This window comes from Rhizobium yanglingense (assembly GCF_977109285.1).
Genome location: NZ_CDSAWY010000005.1, coordinates 883,661 through 902,125, shown reverse-complemented (window position 1 = coordinate 902,125; position 18,465 = coordinate 883,661). Strand labels below are relative to the sequence as shown.

The following is an 18,465-nucleotide window of genomic DNA, read 5'->3' as shown; positions in this document are numbered from 1 at the left end:
ATAGCCGGATGTCTGATAATAAAGCCGGTCATTTTCTGTGGCCGGCTTTCGTTTTTGAGGAATCCGCGCGGCCAGAGTAAACCGAGGATGTCGAACGAAACCATCTATGCACTGTCGAGCGGAGCAGTCCCCTCTGGCGTTGCGGTAATCCGCCTCAGTGGTGCGAAGACGCGCGATGCTGTGCAATTGCTGACAGGCGACGTTCCCTCGCCGCGCAGGGCGTCGCTGCGAACGATTCGTTTGCGTAACGGTTTAATCATCGATAGCGGTTTAGTGCTCTTCTTTCCATCTCCGGCGTCTTTTACAGGCGAAGACTGCGCCGAGCTCCAGCTGCATGGCAGCCGGGCCGTCATTAATGCACTATTCGAGGAACTGGAGACGATCGACGGCGTGCGGATGGCGGTCGAAGGTGAATTCTCGCGTCGGGCTTTTGAAAACGGCAAACTCGACCTCGTCGAGATCGAGGGTCTGGCGGATCTCATAGCCGCAGACACGGAGATGCAAAGACGTCTGGCGGTCGAGCATAGCCAGGGAAAACTCTCCCGATTATACGATTCGTGGGCGGAACGATTGACACGGGCTCGCGCCCTGATCGAAGCCGAGCTCGACTTTGCCGATGAAGATGACGTACCCGGTTCGGTATCGGATCTGGTCTGGGATGATGTTGGTCGACTGAAGGCGGAGATAGAAAGCCATCTCGCCCATGCGCAGGCCGGCGAGATTATTCGCGATGGCTTCAAGGTCGTTATCGCGGGGGCGCCGAATGCCGGAAAATCGACCCTGATGAATGCCCTTGCACGGCGAGAGGTTGCCATCGTGACGGACGTCGCGGGAACGACGCGTGATGTTCTTCACGTAGATCTCGATATCAGTGGGTTCCTCGTAAAGCTTTATGACACGGCAGGTTTGCGGGAAGCAAATGAACTCGTCGAGCAAGAGGGCATCCGGCGCGCGGAGCAGGTCATCTCTGAAGCGAGCCTGGTACTCTACCTCGAGGATATGGCCGAAGGTAGGAATGGGATTCAGCCAATCGCCAATACGGAAGTCTTGCGGGTCGGGACAAAGGCCGATATATCCGCGGGCAATGGTCCGGACGCCTACGATCTGACGATATCTGCCGTCACCGATGCGGGATTGGTCGCGCTTCGCGCCGCCATCGCCGAGCGGCTGGAGCGGCAGGTCGGCAGCCATAGCCTAGCGATCCCAAGCCGCAAGCGGCAAAAGGATTCGCTTGCGGAATGCCTGAAGGCGATCGAGGCAGCTTTGGCGGATCCGTCGGAAGAGCTCGATATTAGAGCCGAGAACCTTCGTATCGCAGGCAACGCTTTGGGCAGGGTTACAGGGCGCGTCGATGTTGAAAATTTACTCGACGTGATCTTTTCAGAGTTTTGCATCGGAAAATGATTCACGTGAAACACCTGGAAGCGCGCGAGAAGGCGAAATGAGTGTCTATCAATACGACGTCGTTGTGATCGGAGGTGGTCACGCAGGTTGCGAAGCGGCCAGCGCAGCAGCCCGTCTCGGCGCTCGCACGGCCCTGGTGACGCATCGGCGCGACACGATCGGGGTCATGTCCTGCAATCCTGCGATTGGCGGTCTTGGTAAAGGCCACCTGGTGCGGGAGGTAGATGCGCTGGACGGTCTCATGGGACATATGGCCGATGCAGCCGGTATCCAGTTCCGGATGCTGAATCGCAAGAAAGGCCCGGCAGTTCGCGGACCGCGCACCCAAGCCGATCGAAAGCTTTATCGGGCCGCAATGCAAGCAGCAATCGAAGCTATTGATAATATTGAGGTTATCGAAGGTGATGCCTTTGATCTTGATATATCAGACGGCCACATCACGGGCGTCGTCATGAAAGATAGCCGGATTCTAAGCTGCGGCGCCGTCGTCCTTACGACAGGAACCTTCTTGCGCGGCCTTATTCATATCGGGGACAAGAAGATTCCGGCGGGCCGTGTCGGCGAAGATCCGTCTCTCGGTTTGTCTGGAACGCTGTCTCGCCTCGGGCTTCGGCTGGGCCGCCTAAAGACAGGCACGCCAGCGCGTCTTGACGGGAAAACGATTGATTGGGCATCTGTCGGCCGACAGGGCGCAGACGAGGAGGTAACGCCGTTCTCATTCATGACCGATGCAATTACGAATCCCCAGATTGAATGTGGGGTAACGCGCACGACGGCTGCAACACATAAACTCATTCAGGACAACCTGCATCGTTCGGCAATGTATTCCGGGCAGATCGAGGGCGTTGGACCACGCTATTGTCCGTCAATCGAAGACAAGATCGTGAAGTTCGGCGAGCGGGACGGGCATCAAATTTTCCTCGAACCAGAAGGCTTGGACGACGATATCGTCTATCCCAATGGCATTTCGACGTCGCTGCCGGCAGAGGTGCAGGATGCCTTCATCCGAACCATACCGGGCCTTGAAAAGGTTTCCATCATCCAACCTGGCTATGCGATCGAATACGATCACGTCGATCCGCGTGAGCTGACACCTGCTCTGGAAGCGAAGCGAATGCCGGGGCTTTACCTCGCAGGGCAGATCAACGGAACGACTGGTTACGAGGAGGCAGCGGCCCAAGGGCTCGTGGCGGGTCTTAATGCCGCGCGCCGGGCAGGCAACCAAACACCGGTCTATCTGAGCCGCACAAACTCCTACATCGGCGTCATGATTGACGATCTGACGTCGAGGGGCGTTGCCGAGCCCTATCGCATGTTCACCTCACGCGCGGAATACCGTCTTTCACTGCGTGCGGATAACGCAGACATACGGCTCACTCCGATTGCGGACGAGGTCGGATGCCTGGGAGAGGCTCGTCGTGCCAGATTCCACGAATACAAATGTGCTCTTGATGGTGCGCGAGAACAGCTGAAGGCGTTGCATATCACGCCGAATGATGCCCGGCGGTATGGCCTGAAGATAAATCTGGATGGGCAGAGGCGTTCGGCCTACGAGCTACTCGCCTACCCCGATTTCGACATGGGGCTGCTGTCAAATGTATGGCCCGAACTTCAAGCGTTGGGCAAGCCGATCGCTCAGGCCGTGGAGATCGAAGCTTCATATGCCGTCTATATGCGCCGGCAGTCTTCGGATATTGTTGATATCCAACGTGACGAGAATCGCCTCATCCCAGACGATTTCGACTATTCCACTCTGGCTGGCCTTTCGAATGAGCTCAAGCAGAAGCTTGGCAGGCAGCGACCGTTCAATGTCGCTCAAGCCGCACAGATAGATGGTATGACGCCCGCGGCCATCTCTCTTCTGCTCGTTCATTTGCGAAAGATAGAGGCTGCACAGCGGTCGGTCGCTTAACACACGTTTTGAGAGTCTTCCATGGAGTTGAACGGTCAAAGTGTTTCACGTGAAACACAAGGCAGACTTGAGCATTTTGTTGCTCTCTTTAGCAAGTGGTCCAAATCCATCAATCTCGCCGCTCCCTCGACGTTGAGTAACGCATGGCAAAGACACGTCGCCGATAGCGCCCAGATCTTTCAACTGAGTCCCGGCCCAAAACGGTGGGTGGATATGGGGAGCGGCGGCGGATTTCCCGGCGTGATCACCGCTATCTTTCTGGCCGAACTCGGTGATGGGTGGGCTCATCTTATTGAGAGCAACAACAAGAAAGCGTCCTTCCTCAGGTTGGCCCTCCGCGAGACGGGTGCACGCGGTTCCGTGCATTCTGTCCGCATTGAGGACGGACCGGCTATTGTCCCGTCCTGCGAGGCTATCTCCGCACGGGCCCTCGCGGATCTCGATAAACTATGCGACTTTGCGGAGCCTTGGATGCTTCGCAATAGAAATACCCGCGCATTTTTTCATAAAGGCCGGGATTACGCTGCTGAAATTGCCAAGGCACGTGGTCGATGGCGATTTGATCTGCTAGAACATCGAAGCGTTGTCGAGCGAGATTCGGTCATTCTCGAGATCTTCAATCTCCAGCGCTTGGTTTAACAGTTCGGATGATGCGGCCATGGCCTTTGAACGAAACCGGATTATTACAATAGCAAATCAAAAAGGTGGTGTTGGCAAGACAACCACTGCCATTAACCTGGCGACCGCATTGGCTGCCATCGGCGAACGAGTCCTGATCGTCGACCTCGACCCCCAGGGTAACGCAAGCACTGGTCTCGGCATCGATCGAAAAGATCGCAAACTCTCTTCGTATGATTTGCTGATTGGCGAGGCCGGGGTGACGGAGGCGTCTTTGCCCACCGCTGTCCCAAATCTTTCGATCGTGCCATCGACAATGGATTTGCTCGGTATCGAAATGGAAATCGCTCAGCAGAGCGATCGGGTATTCAAGCTGCGCAAGGCGCTTTCAACTCCTCAAGCCTTTGAATTTACTTATATTTTGTTGGATTGCCCGCCTTCTTTCAACCTGTTGACGATGAACGCAATGGCTGCGGCACATTCCGTTTTGGTGCCGTTACAATGCGAATTCTTCGCATTGGAGGGGTTAAGTCAGCTCTTGGAGACGGTTGATCAGGTTCGGCGAACGGTCAATCCGCGTTTGGATATTCAGGGTATCGTGCTGACGATGTTCGATGCGCGAAACAATCTTGCCCAGCAGGTGGTGAGCGACGTTCGGACCCATCTCGGCGAGAAAGTTTATCACACGCTCATCCCGCGCAATGTGCGTGTTTCCGAAGCGCCCTCATATGGAAAGCCTGCGATCCTTTATGATTTGAAATGCGCCGGTAGCCAGGCATATCTACAGCTGGCCTCCGAGGTCATCCAGCGTGAACGCCAGCGTCTCGCCGCTTAAGCTTCAAGTGAGTATTCCAATGAATGACGATGTATCGAAGAGACGTTTAGGTCGCGGCCTTGCTGCGCTGATCGGAGAAATGGATCAGCCGGTGCCTGTCGATGGCGAAAAGAGCGGTGTAAGTGCAGACCGTCTCATCCCGATCGAGTTTGTCAGCCGGAACCCGCGCAATCCGCGGCGTTTTTTTGATGATAGCGAGTTGCACGATCTTGCCAGCTCTATTCGCCAGCACGGCATCGTGCAGCCAATCGTTGTTCGTACGCTTGCAACGAACCAGTATGAAATAATAGCCGGCGAAAGAAGATGGCGCGCCGCTCAGCTCGCAGGCCTTGTCGAAATTCCGGTGATCATCCGCGATGTCGACGACAAGACGGCGCTCGAGATTGCGATCGTCGAGAATGTTCAGCGATCGGACCTCAACCCCCTCGAAGAGGCGCTGGGTTACGAGCAGCTTATCGCCGAATACGGCTATACTCAGAACGACCTGGGCGAGATCATCGGCAAAAGCCGAAGCCATGTCGCAAATTCTCTGCGCCTGCTCAAGCTTCCAGAGCCTGTCCGTGAGTTTCTTGCGGCCGGCAGTCTGTCGGCGGGGCATGCACGTGCACTGGTTCCAACATCGGACCCGACGGCGCTTGCCCGCACGATCGTCTCGAAGGGAATGTCCGTCCGCGATGCCGAAAAGCTCGCGCAGAACGATATCAAGGCGCAATCCGAGCCGCAGCGTACGGCTGCTCCCCGTGATCAGAAGGATTCTGATACACTGGCGCTCGAGCGCACGCTTTCCGATACACTTGGCCTTGATGTTACCATCAATCACAAGTCCACCGGCGGCCAGATCCGCATTGCCTATAAATCGCTGGAGCAGCTTGAAGAAATCTGCCGGCTCCTTGAGCGGCGGTAAGCCTTACCCTTTTCGCCCGCTTTGAAGCGTTGTGGACAGCAATGTTTGCAGCGCGATACTGTCCTCCAGGCTCTGACGCCTTCTTGTCTGCAGGATCGCCGACTGCAGCCTGCTTGTTTCACGGCTGATGGCCTCGGCATTCCAGGTGCGCAGCGCCTGTTCGATAATTGGTTTGCGTCGGAAATGCAGATGACGACCATGGGTCTGCATAACCTGAGCTGTCTGAATCCGCTTTTCGTCCATTTCTGCGCGCATCGCGTCCAGAAGCTGAAACTGTTTCAGGCAAGCTTGGATGACCAGGAAAACAGCCGTCTTGGATGTCGTGATCTTCTGCATGGCATGCAGGAAATTGCCGGTGTTTCCGCTTAAAATGGCGTCCACGGCGTCGTCGACCGAAATGGCGCTGGCGTCGCCGATAATCTCGGTCACGTGATGTTCCTCGATCGTCTCCATGCCGCGGCAGTAGAGGGCGAGTTTTCTGACCTCATTGCGTGAAGCGATGCGATCACCGCCGATTAGTCCGATCAATGCCTGACGTGCGGCAGGCGTGATGCGCAGGCCTTCCGATGCCAACTCACTGTCGATCAAGCCATTCAAGGCGCGTGCATCATCCGAATAGCAGGGGATCGCAACGATGCTGCGCGTGCCTTCGGCAAGCTTGCGAAGAAGAGAGCCCTTCTTCAGATCTCCGGCTTCGACGATGATGGACGTTGCGTCGAGCGGCTTTTGGGAAAGGAGGTCGAGGGCGTCGACCAGAGATTTTTCATTCGCCGCGCCCCGTACCCAAAGGAGTTTTTCTCCTCCGAAAAGTCCGATAGTACCCGCCTCATCCAGCAGGCGCCCGGGATCCTTCTGTAGGTCGCCGATGTCGAGCTTGATAAGCGAAAAAGGATCATCCAGAGCAACGCTGCTTTTACCGGCTATTTGCCCCGCCCGTTCGGAAACCAGGCCACGATCCGGCCCGTAGATGACGAAGATGCGGTAGGCGGAAACCGAACGTTGAAGAAAGCCTTCAAATTCGTGAGATTTAATTTCCGCCACGCCCTTTTTCCTCAGCGCCCGAGCGCGCCGGCAATATCCAAGCCGACAAACTCGGCAGCCTCGCGTGCCGCGCGGTTCTCGGCATCGCGGATTGCGCGCTGCTTGGCAAACTGTTGGGTCGGGAAATCGACAAGCGCCGTGGCGTAGCGGTTACCCGACTTGATGACCTGGCCGTCCGCCGTCGCCTGCAGCGTGTAATCCACGCTGACGGTCACGCGACCGGCGCGCGACGTGTCGGAAGATTCGACAAGAAGTGCATCAACGACATCAGACCGCACATGAAGCTCTACCTCGTAGGCCGGCTTGACCGGCTCGCCGGCGCCGCGCGTAGCAAGGAAAATCAGTCGGTTGCGAACTTCCTGTTCGACACGCGTCGTTGCGTCCGAGAAGCCGACGGAAGCGAGCTTGCCGGCAACTCCTGACGTTTCCGAGTAAAGGGGACGAACCTGGCAGGCGGAAAGCAAGGCTGCAAATGCAAGGACGGCGGTGATTGCGGCGCCGCGTGCGAGCCTGGGAGCGATATCAAACGACAATGTTCACAATCCTTTGCGGAACCACAATAATTTTCTTCGGCGCCTGACCGTTCATCGCATTGATGACGGCGTCGAGTTTCAAGACCGCCAGTGTCACGGCATTCTGATCTGCGTCTTTAGAAATTGTCAATTCAGCGCGTTTCTTGCCATTGATCTGGACCGGCAACACGACGTCACTCTCCACGACCAGAGCTTCGTCATAGACGGGCCAAGGGGTGCGGGCGAGCATCTCGCTGTTGCCAAGCGCCGCCCAGCATTCTTCGGCCAGGTGCGGCGTCATGGGCGCAACGAGCTGAACCAGAATTTCCGCAGCGTTACGAACAGCGGCGCAATAGGCGACGTCGCCCTCGCCTGCCGCTACTTTCGCCAGCGGGCCCGACAAAATATTCACGAGTTCATAGATGCGCGCGACGGCCTTGTTGAACCATAGCTTGTCGTAGTCGTTCTGGACAGCCTTCAAGGTTTTATGGGCTGCCTGGGAGATCGAAAGCGCATCTCCATCCTTAGCCGGATTCGGCGATATGGAAGCCAAGGCTTGGGATGCTTCGGAAATCAAGCGCCACAGGCGTTGCGTGAAGCGATGTGCCCCTTCGACACCTGCTTCCGACCAGATCACATCACGCTCGGGCGGTGAATCAGAGAGGACGAAGAACCGCGCCGTGTCAGCGCCGTAGGAAGCTATGATGTCATCTGGATCGACGACGTTCTTCTTGGACTTCGACATTTTCTCGATCGATCCAATTGAGACCTCCTCGCCCCCTTCCAGAAGGAAGGCGCGACGTTTGCCCTCGATCTCTTCGATACGGATATCTGCAGGCGCCACCCAGTCGCGGCTCATGCCCGAACCGCGGCTGTATGTCTCATGGACGACCATCCCCTGGGTAAAGAGGCCCTTGAATGGCTCCTTGACGTCAACATGGCCGGTCTCGCGCATCGCACGCGTGAAGAAACGCGAATAGAGCAGATGCAGAATGGCATGTTCGATGCCGCCGATATACTGATCGACGGGAAGCCAACGGTTTGCGACGGCCGGATCGGTGGGGACACCTTCCCAAGGTGCCGTAAAGCGCGTGAAGTACCAACTCGAATCGACGAAGGTGTCCATCGTGTCCGTTTCGCGCCGGGCCTCATTGCCGCAGGTTGGGCATGCGACATGCCGCCAGGTCGGGTGGCGGTCAAGCGGATTGCCCGGCTGATCGAAGGTTACGTCCGCGGGCAGCTTCACGGGCAGATCCGTCTTCGGCACCGGCACGACACCGCAGGCATCGCAATGGATGACCGGGATCGGGCAGCCCCAATAGCGCTGGCGCGAAATGCCCCAGTCGCGCAGGCGGAAATTCACCTTGCGTTCGCCCTGTGGCACATTGCCGAGCATCGTGCCCGACAGGCGGTCGGCAACGATGCTGAAGGCTTCGTCCGTCGGTTTGCCGTCAAGGAAGCGGGAGTTGATCATCACGCCGTCGCCGTCGTAGGCGGTGTCACCGATCGTGAAGGTTGCGGCATCGCCGTCCTTCGGCATGACGACCGGAACAACGGGCAAACCATATTTACGCGCGAAATCGAGGTCTCGCTGGTCGCCGGACGGGCAGCCGAAAATAGCGCCCGTGCCATAGTCCATCAGCACGAAATTGGCGATATAGACCGGAAGTTCCCACGATGAATCAAGCGGATGCTTGACCCGGATACCGGTATCCATGCCTTTCTTCTCGGCCGTCTCAAGGGCTGCCAGCGAGGTGCCGGCCCGGCGGCATTCTTCGCAGAAGGCTTCGAGAGCTGGATTTGACGCGGCAGCATCCTTTGCCAGGGGGTGGTCAGCTGCGATCGCAAGGAAGGAGGCGCCAAACAGCGTGTCGGGACGTGTGGTGTAAACCGTCACCTCGGTTTCGCCGGCAGGCGCCGTCTGCGGCACGATTTCCCAGCGGATCATCAGACCCTCGGAGCGGCCGATCCAGTTCTTCTGCATCAGACGAACTTTCTCCGGCCACTGGTCGAGTGTATCCAGAGCGTCAAGCAGATCCTGGCTGAAGTCGGTTATCTTGAAGAACCACTGCGTGAGTTCCCGCTGCTCGACCAGCGCACCCGAACGCCAGCCGCGGCCGTCGATAACCTGTTCATTGGCAAGAACGGTATTGTCGACCGGGTCCCAATTGACTTTCGACTGCTTCCGATAGACCAGGCCCTTCTCCAGGAAATCCAGGAAAAGATGCTGCTGATGCTGGTAGTATTCCACGTCGCAGGTGGCAAATTCCCGGCTCCAATCGAGCGAAAGCCCCATGGCCTTCAACTGCGATTTCATCGAGTCGATATTCTGGTAGGTCCACGACGCCGGATGTACGCCGCGCTCCATGGCAGCGTTTTCCGCCGGCATCCCGAAGGCATCCCAGCCCATCGGGTGAAGGACATTGAAACCCCGGGCCCGCTTGTAACGGGCCACGACGTCACCCATCGCGTAGTTGCGCACATGGCCCATGTGAATTCGGCCCGACGGATAGGGAAACATTTCAAGTACGTAGTATTTTTCGCGCGGATCGGCGTTGTCGGTCTCAAAGACCTTCGCCTCGTTCCATTTTTGCTGCCAGCGGGGCTCGGCATCGCGCGGATTATAACGTTCGGTAGCCATGGTATTCGAATTTCCGGAAAATCAGGGGAGGTTGGTGGTGACCTTCACCATGAAACCGCTGTAGCGTCAAGTTTTGCAGGTAATGCAAGCGTCCCTCCCTCGAAGCAAACTGCTTTTTGGCAGACAGGGCCTTGGCAAGAATGTCAGGCGCGGTTAGTGCATGCCATCCTCCTTATGCGGACATGTCGGGATAAGATAATGGAACTTCAAGAGCGGTTGAACGATGTTCGCGCGCGCATTTCGGCAGCAGAGCGTCAGTCCCTGCGTCCTGCCGGATCGGTTCAACTCGTTGCCGTGTCGAAGACCTTCGATGCGGAGGCCATCCGCCCCGCGATTGCGGCTGGTCAGCGCATTTTCGGCGAGAACCGCGTTCAGGAAAGCCAAGGCAAATGGCCGGAACTCAAGACCGAGTCGCCCGGCATCGAGCTGCACCTTATCGGGCCGCTGCAATCGAATAAGGCAGCGGATGCCGTTGCGCTCTTTGATGTCATAGAAACCGTCGACCGTGAAAAGATTGCCCGCGCGATCGCCGGGGAAATGAAACGGCAAGGCAAGATCGTTCGGCTCTATGTCCAGGTTAATAGCGGTTTAGAACCGCAAAAGGCCGGTATTGCGCCCGCCGATACACCCGCATTCGTCGCTTTCTGCCGGAATGAGCTCGGCCTTTCGATCGAAGGCCTGATGTGCATTCCCCCAGCCGAGGAAAATCCCGGTCCGCATTTTGCTCTGCTGGCTAAGATCGCAGGAAAATGCGGTGTAGAAAAACTCTCCATGGGCATGTCCGGGGACTACGAAACGGCCGTGGCCTTCGGTGCGACGAGCGTGCGCGTCGGATCCGCTATTTTCGGCGCGCGTTAGTCCTTCTGCTTTCGTCGGGCTTCCGGTCCAGCCTCCCCTCGCCTAAACTCGCCACACGGCGCGTATGTCCTGGGGAGGAGCAAATGCAGAGCAGCTATCATCAGGTCTATGCGAGCTGGAAGAGCGATCCGGAAGCATTCTGGCGCGATGCTTCAAGAGCGATCACCTGGTTCAAGGAGCCGCAGCAGGTCTTCTCGCCATCACAGGGCGTTTACGGCCGCTGGTTCACAGACGGTGAGACCAACACCTGTTACAATTGTCTGGACCGTCATGTGTTGGCAGGCCGCGGCACCGAAACAGCCATCATCTTCGACAGTGCCATGAGTGGCGCCAAGGCACGTTTTAGTTACGAGGAAGCGCTTGGCGAAGTGCAGGCTATCGCGGCGACCTTTCAAGCGTTCGGCATCGGCAAAGGCGATCGTGTCATCATCTACATGCCGATGGTGCCTGAAGCCATTTTCTCCATGCTTGCCTGCGCTCGCATCGGCGCCATCCACTCCGTGGTTTTTGGAGGGTTCGCTGCCAACGAACTTGCGGCCCGCATCGATGATTCAGGCGCAAAGCTCGTGGTCACTGCCAGCTGCGGATTGGAGCCCGGCCGTGTCGTGGCTTACAAGCCGCTTGTCGATCAGGCCATCGCTGCGGCGAAATCAAAGCCCGCACATTGCCTCGTTCTGCAAAGGCCGCAACTGACGGCCGAACTTGTGCCTGGGCGTGATCATGATTTCCAAGAGGCCGTAGCGCTTAACCATGGCAGGAGCATTCCTTGCGTGGCCGTCAAAGCGATCGATCCGCTCTATATCCTTTACACATCCGGCACCACCGGTCAGCCGAAAGGCGTCGTCCGTGACAATGGCGGGCATATGGTCGCGCTGCACTGGTCGATGGCGAACATCTACGCAATGAAACCCGGCGAAGTTTTCTGGGCGGCCTCCGATATAGGCTGGGTGGTTGGTCATTCCTACATCGTCTATGCGCCGTTGCTTGCGGGTGTGGCGACTGTAATCTTTGAGGGCAAACCCGTCGGCACACCCGACGCCGGCGCGTTCTGGCGCGTGATTTGCGAATACGATGTGCGTGTTCTCTTTACCGCTCCGACAGCCTTCCGCGCAATTCGCCGGGAAGATGCCGATGGCGAGTTCGTGCGCCACTATTCGAACCCGCATTTCCGGGCTCTTTTTCTTGCGGGTGAGCGAGCCGATCCCGAAACTCTCAAATGGGCGGAAAAGATGCTTAAGGTTCCCGTCGTCGATCATTGGTGGCAGACGGAAACCGGCTGGCCGGTCGCTGCAAATCCACTCGGGCTCGGTGGGCTTCCAGTAAAGCACGGATCAGCGTCCGTGCCGGTGCCTGGTTACGAGATCCAGGTTCTCGACGACGCAGGACATCAGGTGCCACCCGGCACGCTCGGCAACATCGTCGCCAAGCTGCCCTTGCCGCCGGGCTGCCTGCCGACACTCTGGAAGGCAGACGAGCGTTTTCGCTCGGCATATCTCGAGGAATTTCCGGGATACTACAAGACAGCGGACGCCGGATATGTGGATGACGACGGCTATCTGTTCATCATGTCGCGCACGGACGACATCATCAATTGTGCGGGCCATAGGCTTTCGACAGGAGCAATGGAAGAGGTCTGCGCAAAGCATCCGGATGTTGCGGAATGCGCCGTCGTCGGTATTGCGGATCCGCTCAAGGGGCAGGTGCCTTGCGGCTTCCTTGTGCTCAAGAAGAACGTCACGAGGGCGAAGGCGACGATCGAAGCAGAGGTCGTCAAACTGATTCGCGACCAGATCGGTCCGGTGGCCGCATTCAAAACGGCGATTGTTGTCGAACGTCTGCCGAAGACCCGTTCGGGCAAGATCCTGCGTGGCACAATGCAGAAGATCGCGGACGGCGAACCATGGAAAATGCCGGCGACCATCGACGATCCGGCCATTCTGCATGAAATCGCGGAGGCCTTGCGCAGCAAGGGGTTTGGCTCGCTTCCAATGTAGGAAATTACCCCTTCGGTAAGATTCGTTGACGAGATGTAACCAGCGTTGACGAGTTGTTAACCATGTTTTCGCTAGGTTCGGCGCACGGACACCTGTTGCAGGTGAGCATGAAGCACCGCCGCTCTCGGCCTCGGCCGGAATGCCCTTTCACCCAAGCGAATTGGACAAAAAGCGATGTCAAGCATTCTAACGAACACTGCCGCAATGGCGGCACTGCAGACCCTTCGCGGTGTAAACCAGAGCCTCAAGGAAACCCAGGACCACGTTTCGTCCGGCCTGCGCGTCGGCAAGGCCGCTGACAATGCCGCTTACTGGTCGATCGCAACGACCATGCGTTCGGACAACAAGGCGCTTTCGGCTGTTTCCGACGCTCTCGGCCTCGGTGCCGCCAAGGTCGACACGGCCTATGCCGCGATGGACAGCGCCATCGATATAGTTTCTGAAATCAAGGCCAAGCTCGTTGCCGCAACCGAGAAGGGCGTCGACAAGGCGAAGGTCCAGGAAGAGATTTCCCAGCTTCAGGCTCAGCTGCTGAGCATTGCTCAGTCTGCTTCCTTCTCCGGTGAGAACTGGGTCGCCGGCGAGGGTACGAAGAGCGTCGTTTCGACCTTCGTTCGCGATGGCTCCAACGCTGTATCCGTCAAGCAGACCGAATATATCCTCGACGATACCTCGGTCGGCAACGTCCTGTTCGGCATGAGCGGAGGCCTGATCGAAACGTCCACGGGTATTATCGGCACCTCGAACGGTACGATCGGCTCCGTCTATAAGATGGACATCACCAATTTCACCACAGAAGACGTCGGTCTTGCGCTGACGGCTGTCGAATCCGCCCTGAAGGCGATGACCAGCGCCGGTGCACAGCTCGGCTCGATCTCCACTCGCATCCAACTGCAGGAGGATTTCGTCTCGACTTTGAGCGACTCGATCGACTCCGGCATCGGCCGCCTCGTCGACGCCGACATGGAAGAAGAATCGTCCAAGCTGACCGCTCTTCAGACGCAGCAGCAGCTTGCAATCCAATCTCTGTCGATTGCGAACTCGGCATCTCAGAACATCCTGTCGCTCTTCCGCAGCTAAACGCGGCAACAGCAGAAAACAAAAGACCCGCCGGAGTGAACTGACCCCCGAAAGTTGGACACCTACCTTCGGGGGTTTTGCATGTCCAAGTACAGCTTAGCGTTCAAGCAGTCCGTCATCGCCGCTTATGAGAGCGGCACGGAAGGGGCACGCGCAGTAGCGGCTCGGTTTGACGTTGATCATTCGACGGTGCGCAAATGGGCTGCGGCTCATGCGGCGCATGGCGTGTCAGGGTTGGTAAAGAAATACGGCTCCTTTGACGCGTCTTTCAAGCTTTCGGTATTGCAGCGGATGTGGGACGATGGGCTTTCCTATCGGCAGGCGGCTGCGATTTTCAACATCCGCAACAAGAGTAGCCTTGTCGATTGGGAGACGTGTTACGAGCGCGGCGGGATAGAGGCGTTGGCCCCGCGGTGCAGAGGAAGGCCCCGATTGATGCCCAAACCGCCTACCACCGATGAACCGCAAGCCTTGGCGAGCGATGACACGAAGAGCCGCGAGGAGTTGCTTTCGGAACTGGCCTATCTGCGCATGGAGAACGCTTTCCTAAAAAAACTGGAGGCCTTAACGCAGGAACAACAGCGGCTCAAAAAGCGCAAGCCGTTCACGCGTTAAGGCCGCTCCGATTCGTTTGCCGGTCTTCTGCAATTGGCAGGCCTGGCCCGCAGCACGTTCTACTACCAGCAAACGGCAGCATCGCTGGCCGACCGCCATGCCGCGCTCAAAGACAGCATCAAAGCCATCTTCGCCCTTCACAAGGGGCGCTATGGCTATCGCCGCATCACGGCTGCCATCTGCCGACTGGGACGGCGCGTCAATCACAAGACAGTTCAGCGGCTGATGGGGCAAATGGGTTTGAAATCGCTGGTGCGGCCGAAGAAGTATCGGTCCTACAAGGGCGCTACCGGCCGCACCGCTCCCGATCTCATCCAGCGCAAGTTCACGGCTGAGGATGCAAACCAGAAATGGGTGACGGATGTGACCGAGTTCAACGTTGCGGGCGAAAAGCTCTATCTCTCACCGGTCATGGACCTTTTCAATGGCGAGATCATCGCCTTCGAGACAGCCCGCCGTCCCGTCTTCAAACTCGTGGAAACCATGCTCAGCAAGGCGCTGGACCGGCTGGGGGGCGGCGAAAAGCCGATCCTGCATTCCGATCAGGGATGGCACTATCAGATGACCGCCTATCAGCGCACGCTTGAAAAACACGACGTCATGCAAAGCATGTCACGCAAAGGCAACTGCCTCGACAACGCGGCAATGGAAAGCTTCTTCGCGGTGCTGAAATCAGAGCTGTTCTACCCGACCAAATTCGCCAGCATTCAAAGCCTGCAGTCCGCCATCACCGACTATATCAACTACTACAATCACGACAGGATCAAAATGAAACTCAAAGGGCTGAGTCCTGTACAATACAGAACCCAGCCCTTAAATCTGCCTTGCCTTTAAACCGTCCAACTTAATGGGGTCAGTTCAGAGCGATCCGGCGGGTCTTTCCACTTTATGCAAACAGGTCAGAAGCGATCGTCTTCGTCTTCATCCTTATCCTTGGAGGAAGACTTCAGAGACTTGAGCTTGGCAAAGACGGCATCGGCGTCGATTTCGCGCTCTTCTTCGCGTTCGAAATTCGGGCTCATGCGCTCAGTTTCCTGGGCGGACTGCAGCGTGGCGCCGAGTTCGGCAGCGGTCGGCAGTGGCCGGCCCCTGGATGCCTTTTCCACTTCCATATCGAGGTCGATCTGGCTGCAGAGGCCGAGCGTGACCGGATCCATCGGCGTCAGGTTCGCCGAGTTCCAATGCGTGCGTTCACGAATCTGCTCGATCGTCGATTTCGTCGTGCCGACGAGGCGTGAAATCTGAGCATCCTTCAGCTCCGGGTGATTGCGAACGAGCCAGAGAATGGCATTCGGACGGTCCTGGCGCTTGGAAACAGGCGTGTAACGCGGACCACGGCGCTTGGATTCGGGAACGCGAACCTTCGGCTCCGAGAGTTTCAGCTTGTGGTTCGGGTTTGCTTCGGCGCGGGCGATTTCATCGCGTGAAAGCTGGCCGGTCGAGATCGGGTCCAGGCCCTTGATGCCCTGCGCTGCCTCGCCGTCGGCAATTGCTTTCACCTCGAGCGGATGCAGCTTGCAGAACTGGGCGATCTGATCGAAAGACAGCGCCGTATTGTCGACGAGCCAGATGGCGGTCGCCTTCGGCATGAGCAATTGTTGAGCCATGGATATAGTCCTTCTGTCGTCCGCGCCGGTGTCGCGGTCCGTGGATATCACCATAATATCCGGGAAATATGGCGCTATATAACTGGAGTGACGCAGAATTGCAATTGATCAGGAATGAAATGACCTTTGTCTAATTGCCGGGTGCTTTTGACCTGCTATGAATGCCTAAATCGAGTTCCGGTGATCGCCTTGCGCAGTTAGCCGGTGCCTGTGTTGAGGAGGAACCACATGTCGGAAAAGATCCATCCGGTTACGAAACTGGTGAAGAGCCATGCCCTGATCGATAAGGCCAAGTATGAGAAATGGTACGAGGAGAGCATCGAGAACCCGGACAAATTCTGGGGTAAGCACGGCAAGCGGATTGACTGGTTCAAGCCCTATACGAAGGTCAAGAACACGTCCTTTACCGGGAAGGTCTCGATCAAGTGGTTCGAAGACGGCCAGACGAACGTTTCCTACAACTGCATCGACCGCCACCTGAAAACGCACGGCAACCAGGTCGCCATCATCTTCGAAGGCGACAATCCCTATATCGACAAGAAGATCACCTACAACGAGCTCTACGAGCATGTCTGCCGCATGGCGAACGTGTTGAAGAAGCATGGTGTCAAGAAGGGTGAGCGCGTCACCATCTATATGCCGATGATACCCGAAGCGGCCTATGCCATGCTCGCCTGTGCCCGCATCGGCGCCGTGCATTCTGTCGTCTTCGGCGGGTTCTCGCCGGAAGCGCTTGCCGGCCGTATCGTCGACTGTGGTTCGACGTTCATCATCACCTGCGACGAGGGCGTTCGCGGCGGCAAGCCGGTGCCGCTGAAGGACAATGCCGATACCGCGATCCACATCGCGGCCCGCCAGCATGTGACGGTCGGCAAGGTCCTCGTCGTGCGCCGGACCGGCGGCAAGACGGGCTGGGCTCCCGGCCGCGACCTTTGGTACCACCAGGAAGCGGCGACGGTGAAAGCCGAGTGCCCGCCTGTGAAGATGAAAGCGGAGGATCCACTGTTCATCCTCTATACCTCCGGCTCCACCGGTAAGCCGAAGGGCGTCTTGCACACGACGGGCGGATATCTTGTCTATGCGTCGATGACGCATGAATACGTCTTCGACTATCACCATGGCGATATCTATTGGTGCACGGCCGATGTCGGCTGGGTGACCGGCCATTCCTACATCGTCTACGGTCCGCTTGCGAATTGCGCGACGACGCTGATGTTCGAAGGCGTGCCGAACTTTCCCGACCAGGGCCGCTTCTGGGAGATCATCGACAAGCACAAGGTCAACATCTTCTATACCGCTCCGACAGCGATCCGTTCGTTGATGGGCGCCGGCGACGATTTTGTCACCCGCTCGTCCCGCTCGTCCTTGCGCCTGCTCGGGACGGTCGGCGAGCCGATCAACCCGGAAGCCTGGGAGTGGTACTACAATGTCGTCGGCGATGGCCGTTGCCCGATCGTCGATACCTGGTGGCAAACAGAGACCGGCGGCATCCTGATCACGCCGTTGCCTGGTGCGATCGACCTGAAGCCGGGTTCAGCGACCGTCCCGTTCTTCGGTGTGAAACCGCAGCTGGTCGACAATGACGGCAAGGTGCTGGAAGGCACTGCCGACGGCAACCTGTGCATTACCGACAGCTGGCCCGGGCAGATGCGCACGGTCTATGGCGACCATGAGCGCTTCATCCAGACCTACTTTTCCACCTACAAGGGCAAGTATTTTACCGGCGACGGCTGCCGCCGCGATGAAGACGGCTACTACTGGATCACCGGTCGTGTCGACGATGTGCTCAACGTCTCCGGCCACCGCCTCGGCACGGCCGAGGTGGAGTCCGCGCTCGTCTCGCATAATCTGGTTTCGGAAGCCGCGGTCGTTGGCTACCCGCATTCGATCAAGGGACAGGGCATCTATTGCTACGTCACGCTGATGGCCGGCAACGAAGGATCCGATGAGTTGCGCCAACAGTTGGTGAAGCATGTTCGCACGGAAATCGGCCCGATCGCATCTCCGGACAAGATCCAGTTTGCGCCCGGCTTGCCGAAGACCCGTTCCGGCAAGATCATGCGCCGTATCCTGCGCAAGATTGCCGAGGACGATTTCGGCGCGCTCGGAGATACGTCCACGCTTGCCGATCCCGCGGTCGTCGATGACCTCATCGCCAACAGGCAAAACAAGGTAACCGCCTGAAATCAGAGCGGCTCCCTGAAACCCGGGAGCCGCTTTTCGGTCGTGCTGGCACAGACGGCGCGCAGCTTGCGTGCGCCATCGTACTCGCGGGCATGGCCTTCCAACAGCACATCTTCGGCCGGGTTCCAACCCTCTGAACGAACCACATTGGCGACAATCCGGCCAAAATATTTGTCGCCCTCCATAACCGCATGCGCGGTGAACCCGCCGTCAATTCTTGCCGTGCGTCGACGCCAGCCCGGCGAAGGAGAATCGCGAGG

14 protein-coding genes and 1 pseudogene are annotated in these 18,465 nt (G+C 57.7%); 10 read left to right on the top strand and 5 right to left on the bottom strand.

Features of this window, described 5'->3' with window-relative positions:
* The first annotated feature begins 87 nt into the window (after positions 1-87).
* The 5 genes from mnmE to ACW4PC_RS13960 are packed head-to-tail and all read left to right on the top strand — an operon-like array spanning position 88 to position 5,673.
* The gene (gene mnmE, locus ACW4PC_RS13980; protein WP_455874190.1) at positions 88-1,404 is read left to right on the top strand and encodes a tRNA uridine-5-carboxymethylaminomethyl(34) synthesis GTPase MnmE; all 1,317 of its coding nucleotides are present in this window, start codon (positions 88-90) and stop codon (positions 1,402-1,404) included.
* A gap of 37 nt (positions 1,405-1,441) precedes the next feature.
* Positions 1,442-3,316 (top strand): tRNA uridine-5-carboxymethylaminomethyl(34) synthesis enzyme MnmG, encoded by a 1,875-nt coding sequence (gene mnmG, locus ACW4PC_RS13975; RefSeq protein ID WP_455874189.1) that lies wholly within the window; start codon positions 1,442-1,444, stop codon positions 3,314-3,316.
* A gap of 21 nt (positions 3,317-3,337) precedes the next feature.
* Positions 3,338-3,955 (top strand): 16S rRNA (guanine(527)-N(7))-methyltransferase RsmG, encoded by a 618-nt coding sequence (gene rsmG, locus ACW4PC_RS13970; protein WP_455874188.1) that lies wholly within the window; start codon positions 3,338-3,340, stop codon positions 3,953-3,955.
* 19 nt (positions 3,956-3,974) lie between these two features.
* A complete protein-coding gene (locus ACW4PC_RS13965) occupies positions 3,975-4,769 on the top strand; it encodes a ParA family protein (RefSeq protein ID WP_455874187.1) in 795 nt (264 codons plus the stop codon).
* A gap of 19 nt (positions 4,770-4,788) precedes the next feature.
* The gene (locus ACW4PC_RS13960) at positions 4,789-5,673 is read left to right on the top strand and encodes a ParB/RepB/Spo0J family partition protein (RefSeq protein ID WP_455874186.1); all 885 of its coding nucleotides are present in this window, start codon (positions 4,789-4,791) and stop codon (positions 5,671-5,673) included.
* A 3-nt stretch (positions 5,674-5,676) separates the two neighbouring features.
* On the opposite strand, the gene holA is transcribed toward ACW4PC_RS13960, so the two are convergent.
* Genes holA through leuS form a run of 3 tightly spaced genes read right to left on the bottom strand, consistent with a single transcriptional unit; the run spans position 5,677 to position 9,867 of the window.
* Positions 5,677-6,714, bottom strand: a complete 1,038-nt coding sequence (gene holA / locus ACW4PC_RS13955) for a DNA polymerase III subunit delta (RefSeq protein ID WP_455874185.1) — start codon at positions 6,712-6,714, stop codon at positions 5,677-5,679.
* An 11-nt stretch (positions 6,715-6,725) separates the two neighbouring features.
* Entirely contained in the window at positions 6,726-7,247 is a 522-nt protein-coding gene (gene lptE / locus ACW4PC_RS13950; protein WP_455874184.1) for an LPS assembly lipoprotein LptE, read from the bottom strand.
* The gene (gene leuS, locus ACW4PC_RS13945; protein WP_455874183.1) at positions 7,237-9,867 is read right to left on the bottom strand and encodes a leucine--tRNA ligase; all 2,631 of its coding nucleotides are present in this window, start codon (positions 9,865-9,867) and stop codon (positions 7,237-7,239) included. Before leuS ends, lptE begins: the two co-directional genes overlap by 11 nt.
* Positions 9,868-10,065: 198 nt before the next feature.
* On the opposite strand from leuS, the gene ACW4PC_RS13940 reads away from it, so the two are divergent.
* From ACW4PC_RS13940 to ACW4PC_RS13925, 4 genes and pseudogenes are all read left to right on the top strand, one after another.
* Positions 10,066-10,725, top strand: a complete 660-nt coding sequence (locus tag ACW4PC_RS13940; RefSeq protein ID WP_455875010.1) for a YggS family pyridoxal phosphate-dependent enzyme — start codon at positions 10,066-10,068, stop codon at positions 10,723-10,725.
* Between the two features lie 83 nt (positions 10,726-10,808).
* Entirely contained in the window at positions 10,809-12,719 is a 1,911-nt protein-coding gene (locus tag ACW4PC_RS13935; RefSeq protein ID WP_455874182.1) for a propionyl-CoA synthetase, read from the top strand.
* Positions 12,720-12,893: 174 nt separating this feature from the next.
* Entirely contained in the window at positions 12,894-13,799 is a 906-nt protein-coding gene (locus tag ACW4PC_RS13930) for a flagellin N-terminal helical domain-containing protein (RefSeq protein ID WP_039846538.1), read from the top strand.
* 81 nt (positions 13,800-13,880) lie between these two features.
* A pseudogene (locus tag ACW4PC_RS13925) lies at positions 13,881-15,248 on the top strand (IS3 family transposase).
* A 65-nt stretch (positions 15,249-15,313) separates the two neighbouring features.
* Here the strand turns inward: ACW4PC_RS13925 and ACW4PC_RS13920 are convergent.
* Positions 15,314-16,021 carry a DUF1013 domain-containing protein gene (locus ACW4PC_RS13920; RefSeq protein WP_022719513.1) on the bottom strand — a complete coding sequence of 236 codons (708 nt, stop codon included), beginning with the start codon at positions 16,019-16,021 and terminating at the stop codon, positions 15,314-15,316.
* A gap of 228 nt (positions 16,022-16,249) precedes the next feature.
* Between ACW4PC_RS13920 and acs the strand changes: the two genes are divergently transcribed.
* Positions 16,250-18,205, top strand: a complete 1,956-nt coding sequence (acs, locus tag ACW4PC_RS13915; RefSeq protein WP_455874181.1) for an acetate--CoA ligase — start codon at positions 16,250-16,252, stop codon at positions 18,203-18,205.
* A gap of 2 nt (positions 18,206-18,207) precedes the next feature.
* On the opposite strand, the gene ACW4PC_RS13910 is transcribed toward acs, so the two are convergent.
* Positions 18,208-18,390 carry a hypothetical protein gene (locus tag ACW4PC_RS13910; protein WP_455874180.1) on the bottom strand — a complete coding sequence of 61 codons (183 nt, stop codon included), beginning with the start codon at positions 18,388-18,390 and terminating at the stop codon, positions 18,208-18,210.
* Positions 18,391-18,465 lie beyond the last annotated feature (75 nt).

Excerpts from the sequence above, each read along its gene's own strand:
- leuS (WP_455874183.1), bottom strand. The coding sequence starts at position 9,867 with ATGGCTACCGAACGTTATAATCCGCGCGATGCCGAGCCCCGCTGGCAG.
- acs (WP_455874181.1), top strand. The coding sequence starts at position 16,250 with ATGTCGGAAAAGATCCATCCGGTTACGAAACTGGTGAAGAGCCATGCC.
- mnmE (WP_455874190.1), top strand. The coding sequence starts at position 88 with ATGTCGAACGAAACCATCTATGCACTGTCGAGCGGAGCAGTCCCCTCT.
- ACW4PC_RS13910 (WP_455874180.1), bottom strand. The coding sequence starts at position 18,390 with ATGGAGGGCGACAAATATTTTGGCCGGATTGTCGCCAATGTGGTTCGT.
- ACW4PC_RS13920 (WP_022719513.1), bottom strand. The coding sequence starts at position 16,021 with ATGGCTCAACAATTGCTCATGCCGAAGGCGACCGCCATCTGGCTCGTC.
- ACW4PC_RS13960 (WP_455874186.1), top strand. The coding sequence starts at position 4,789 with ATGAATGACGATGTATCGAAGAGACGTTTAGGTCGCGGCCTTGCTGCG.
- ACW4PC_RS13940 (WP_455875010.1), top strand. The coding sequence starts at position 10,066 with ATGGAACTTCAAGAGCGGTTGAACGATGTTCGCGCGCGCATTTCGGCA.
- ACW4PC_RS13930 (WP_039846538.1), top strand. The coding sequence starts at position 12,894 with ATGTCAAGCATTCTAACGAACACTGCCGCAATGGCGGCACTGCAGACC.
- ACW4PC_RS13965 (WP_455874187.1), top strand. The coding sequence starts at position 3,975 with ATGGCCTTTGAACGAAACCGGATTATTACAATAGCAAATCAAAAAGGT.
- ACW4PC_RS13935 (WP_455874182.1), top strand. The coding sequence starts at position 10,809 with ATGCAGAGCAGCTATCATCAGGTCTATGCGAGCTGGAAGAGCGATCCG.
- mnmG (WP_455874189.1), top strand. The coding sequence starts at position 1,442 with ATGAGTGTCTATCAATACGACGTCGTTGTGATCGGAGGTGGTCACGCA.
- rsmG (WP_455874188.1), top strand. The coding sequence starts at position 3,338 with ATGGAGTTGAACGGTCAAAGTGTTTCACGTGAAACACAAGGCAGACTT.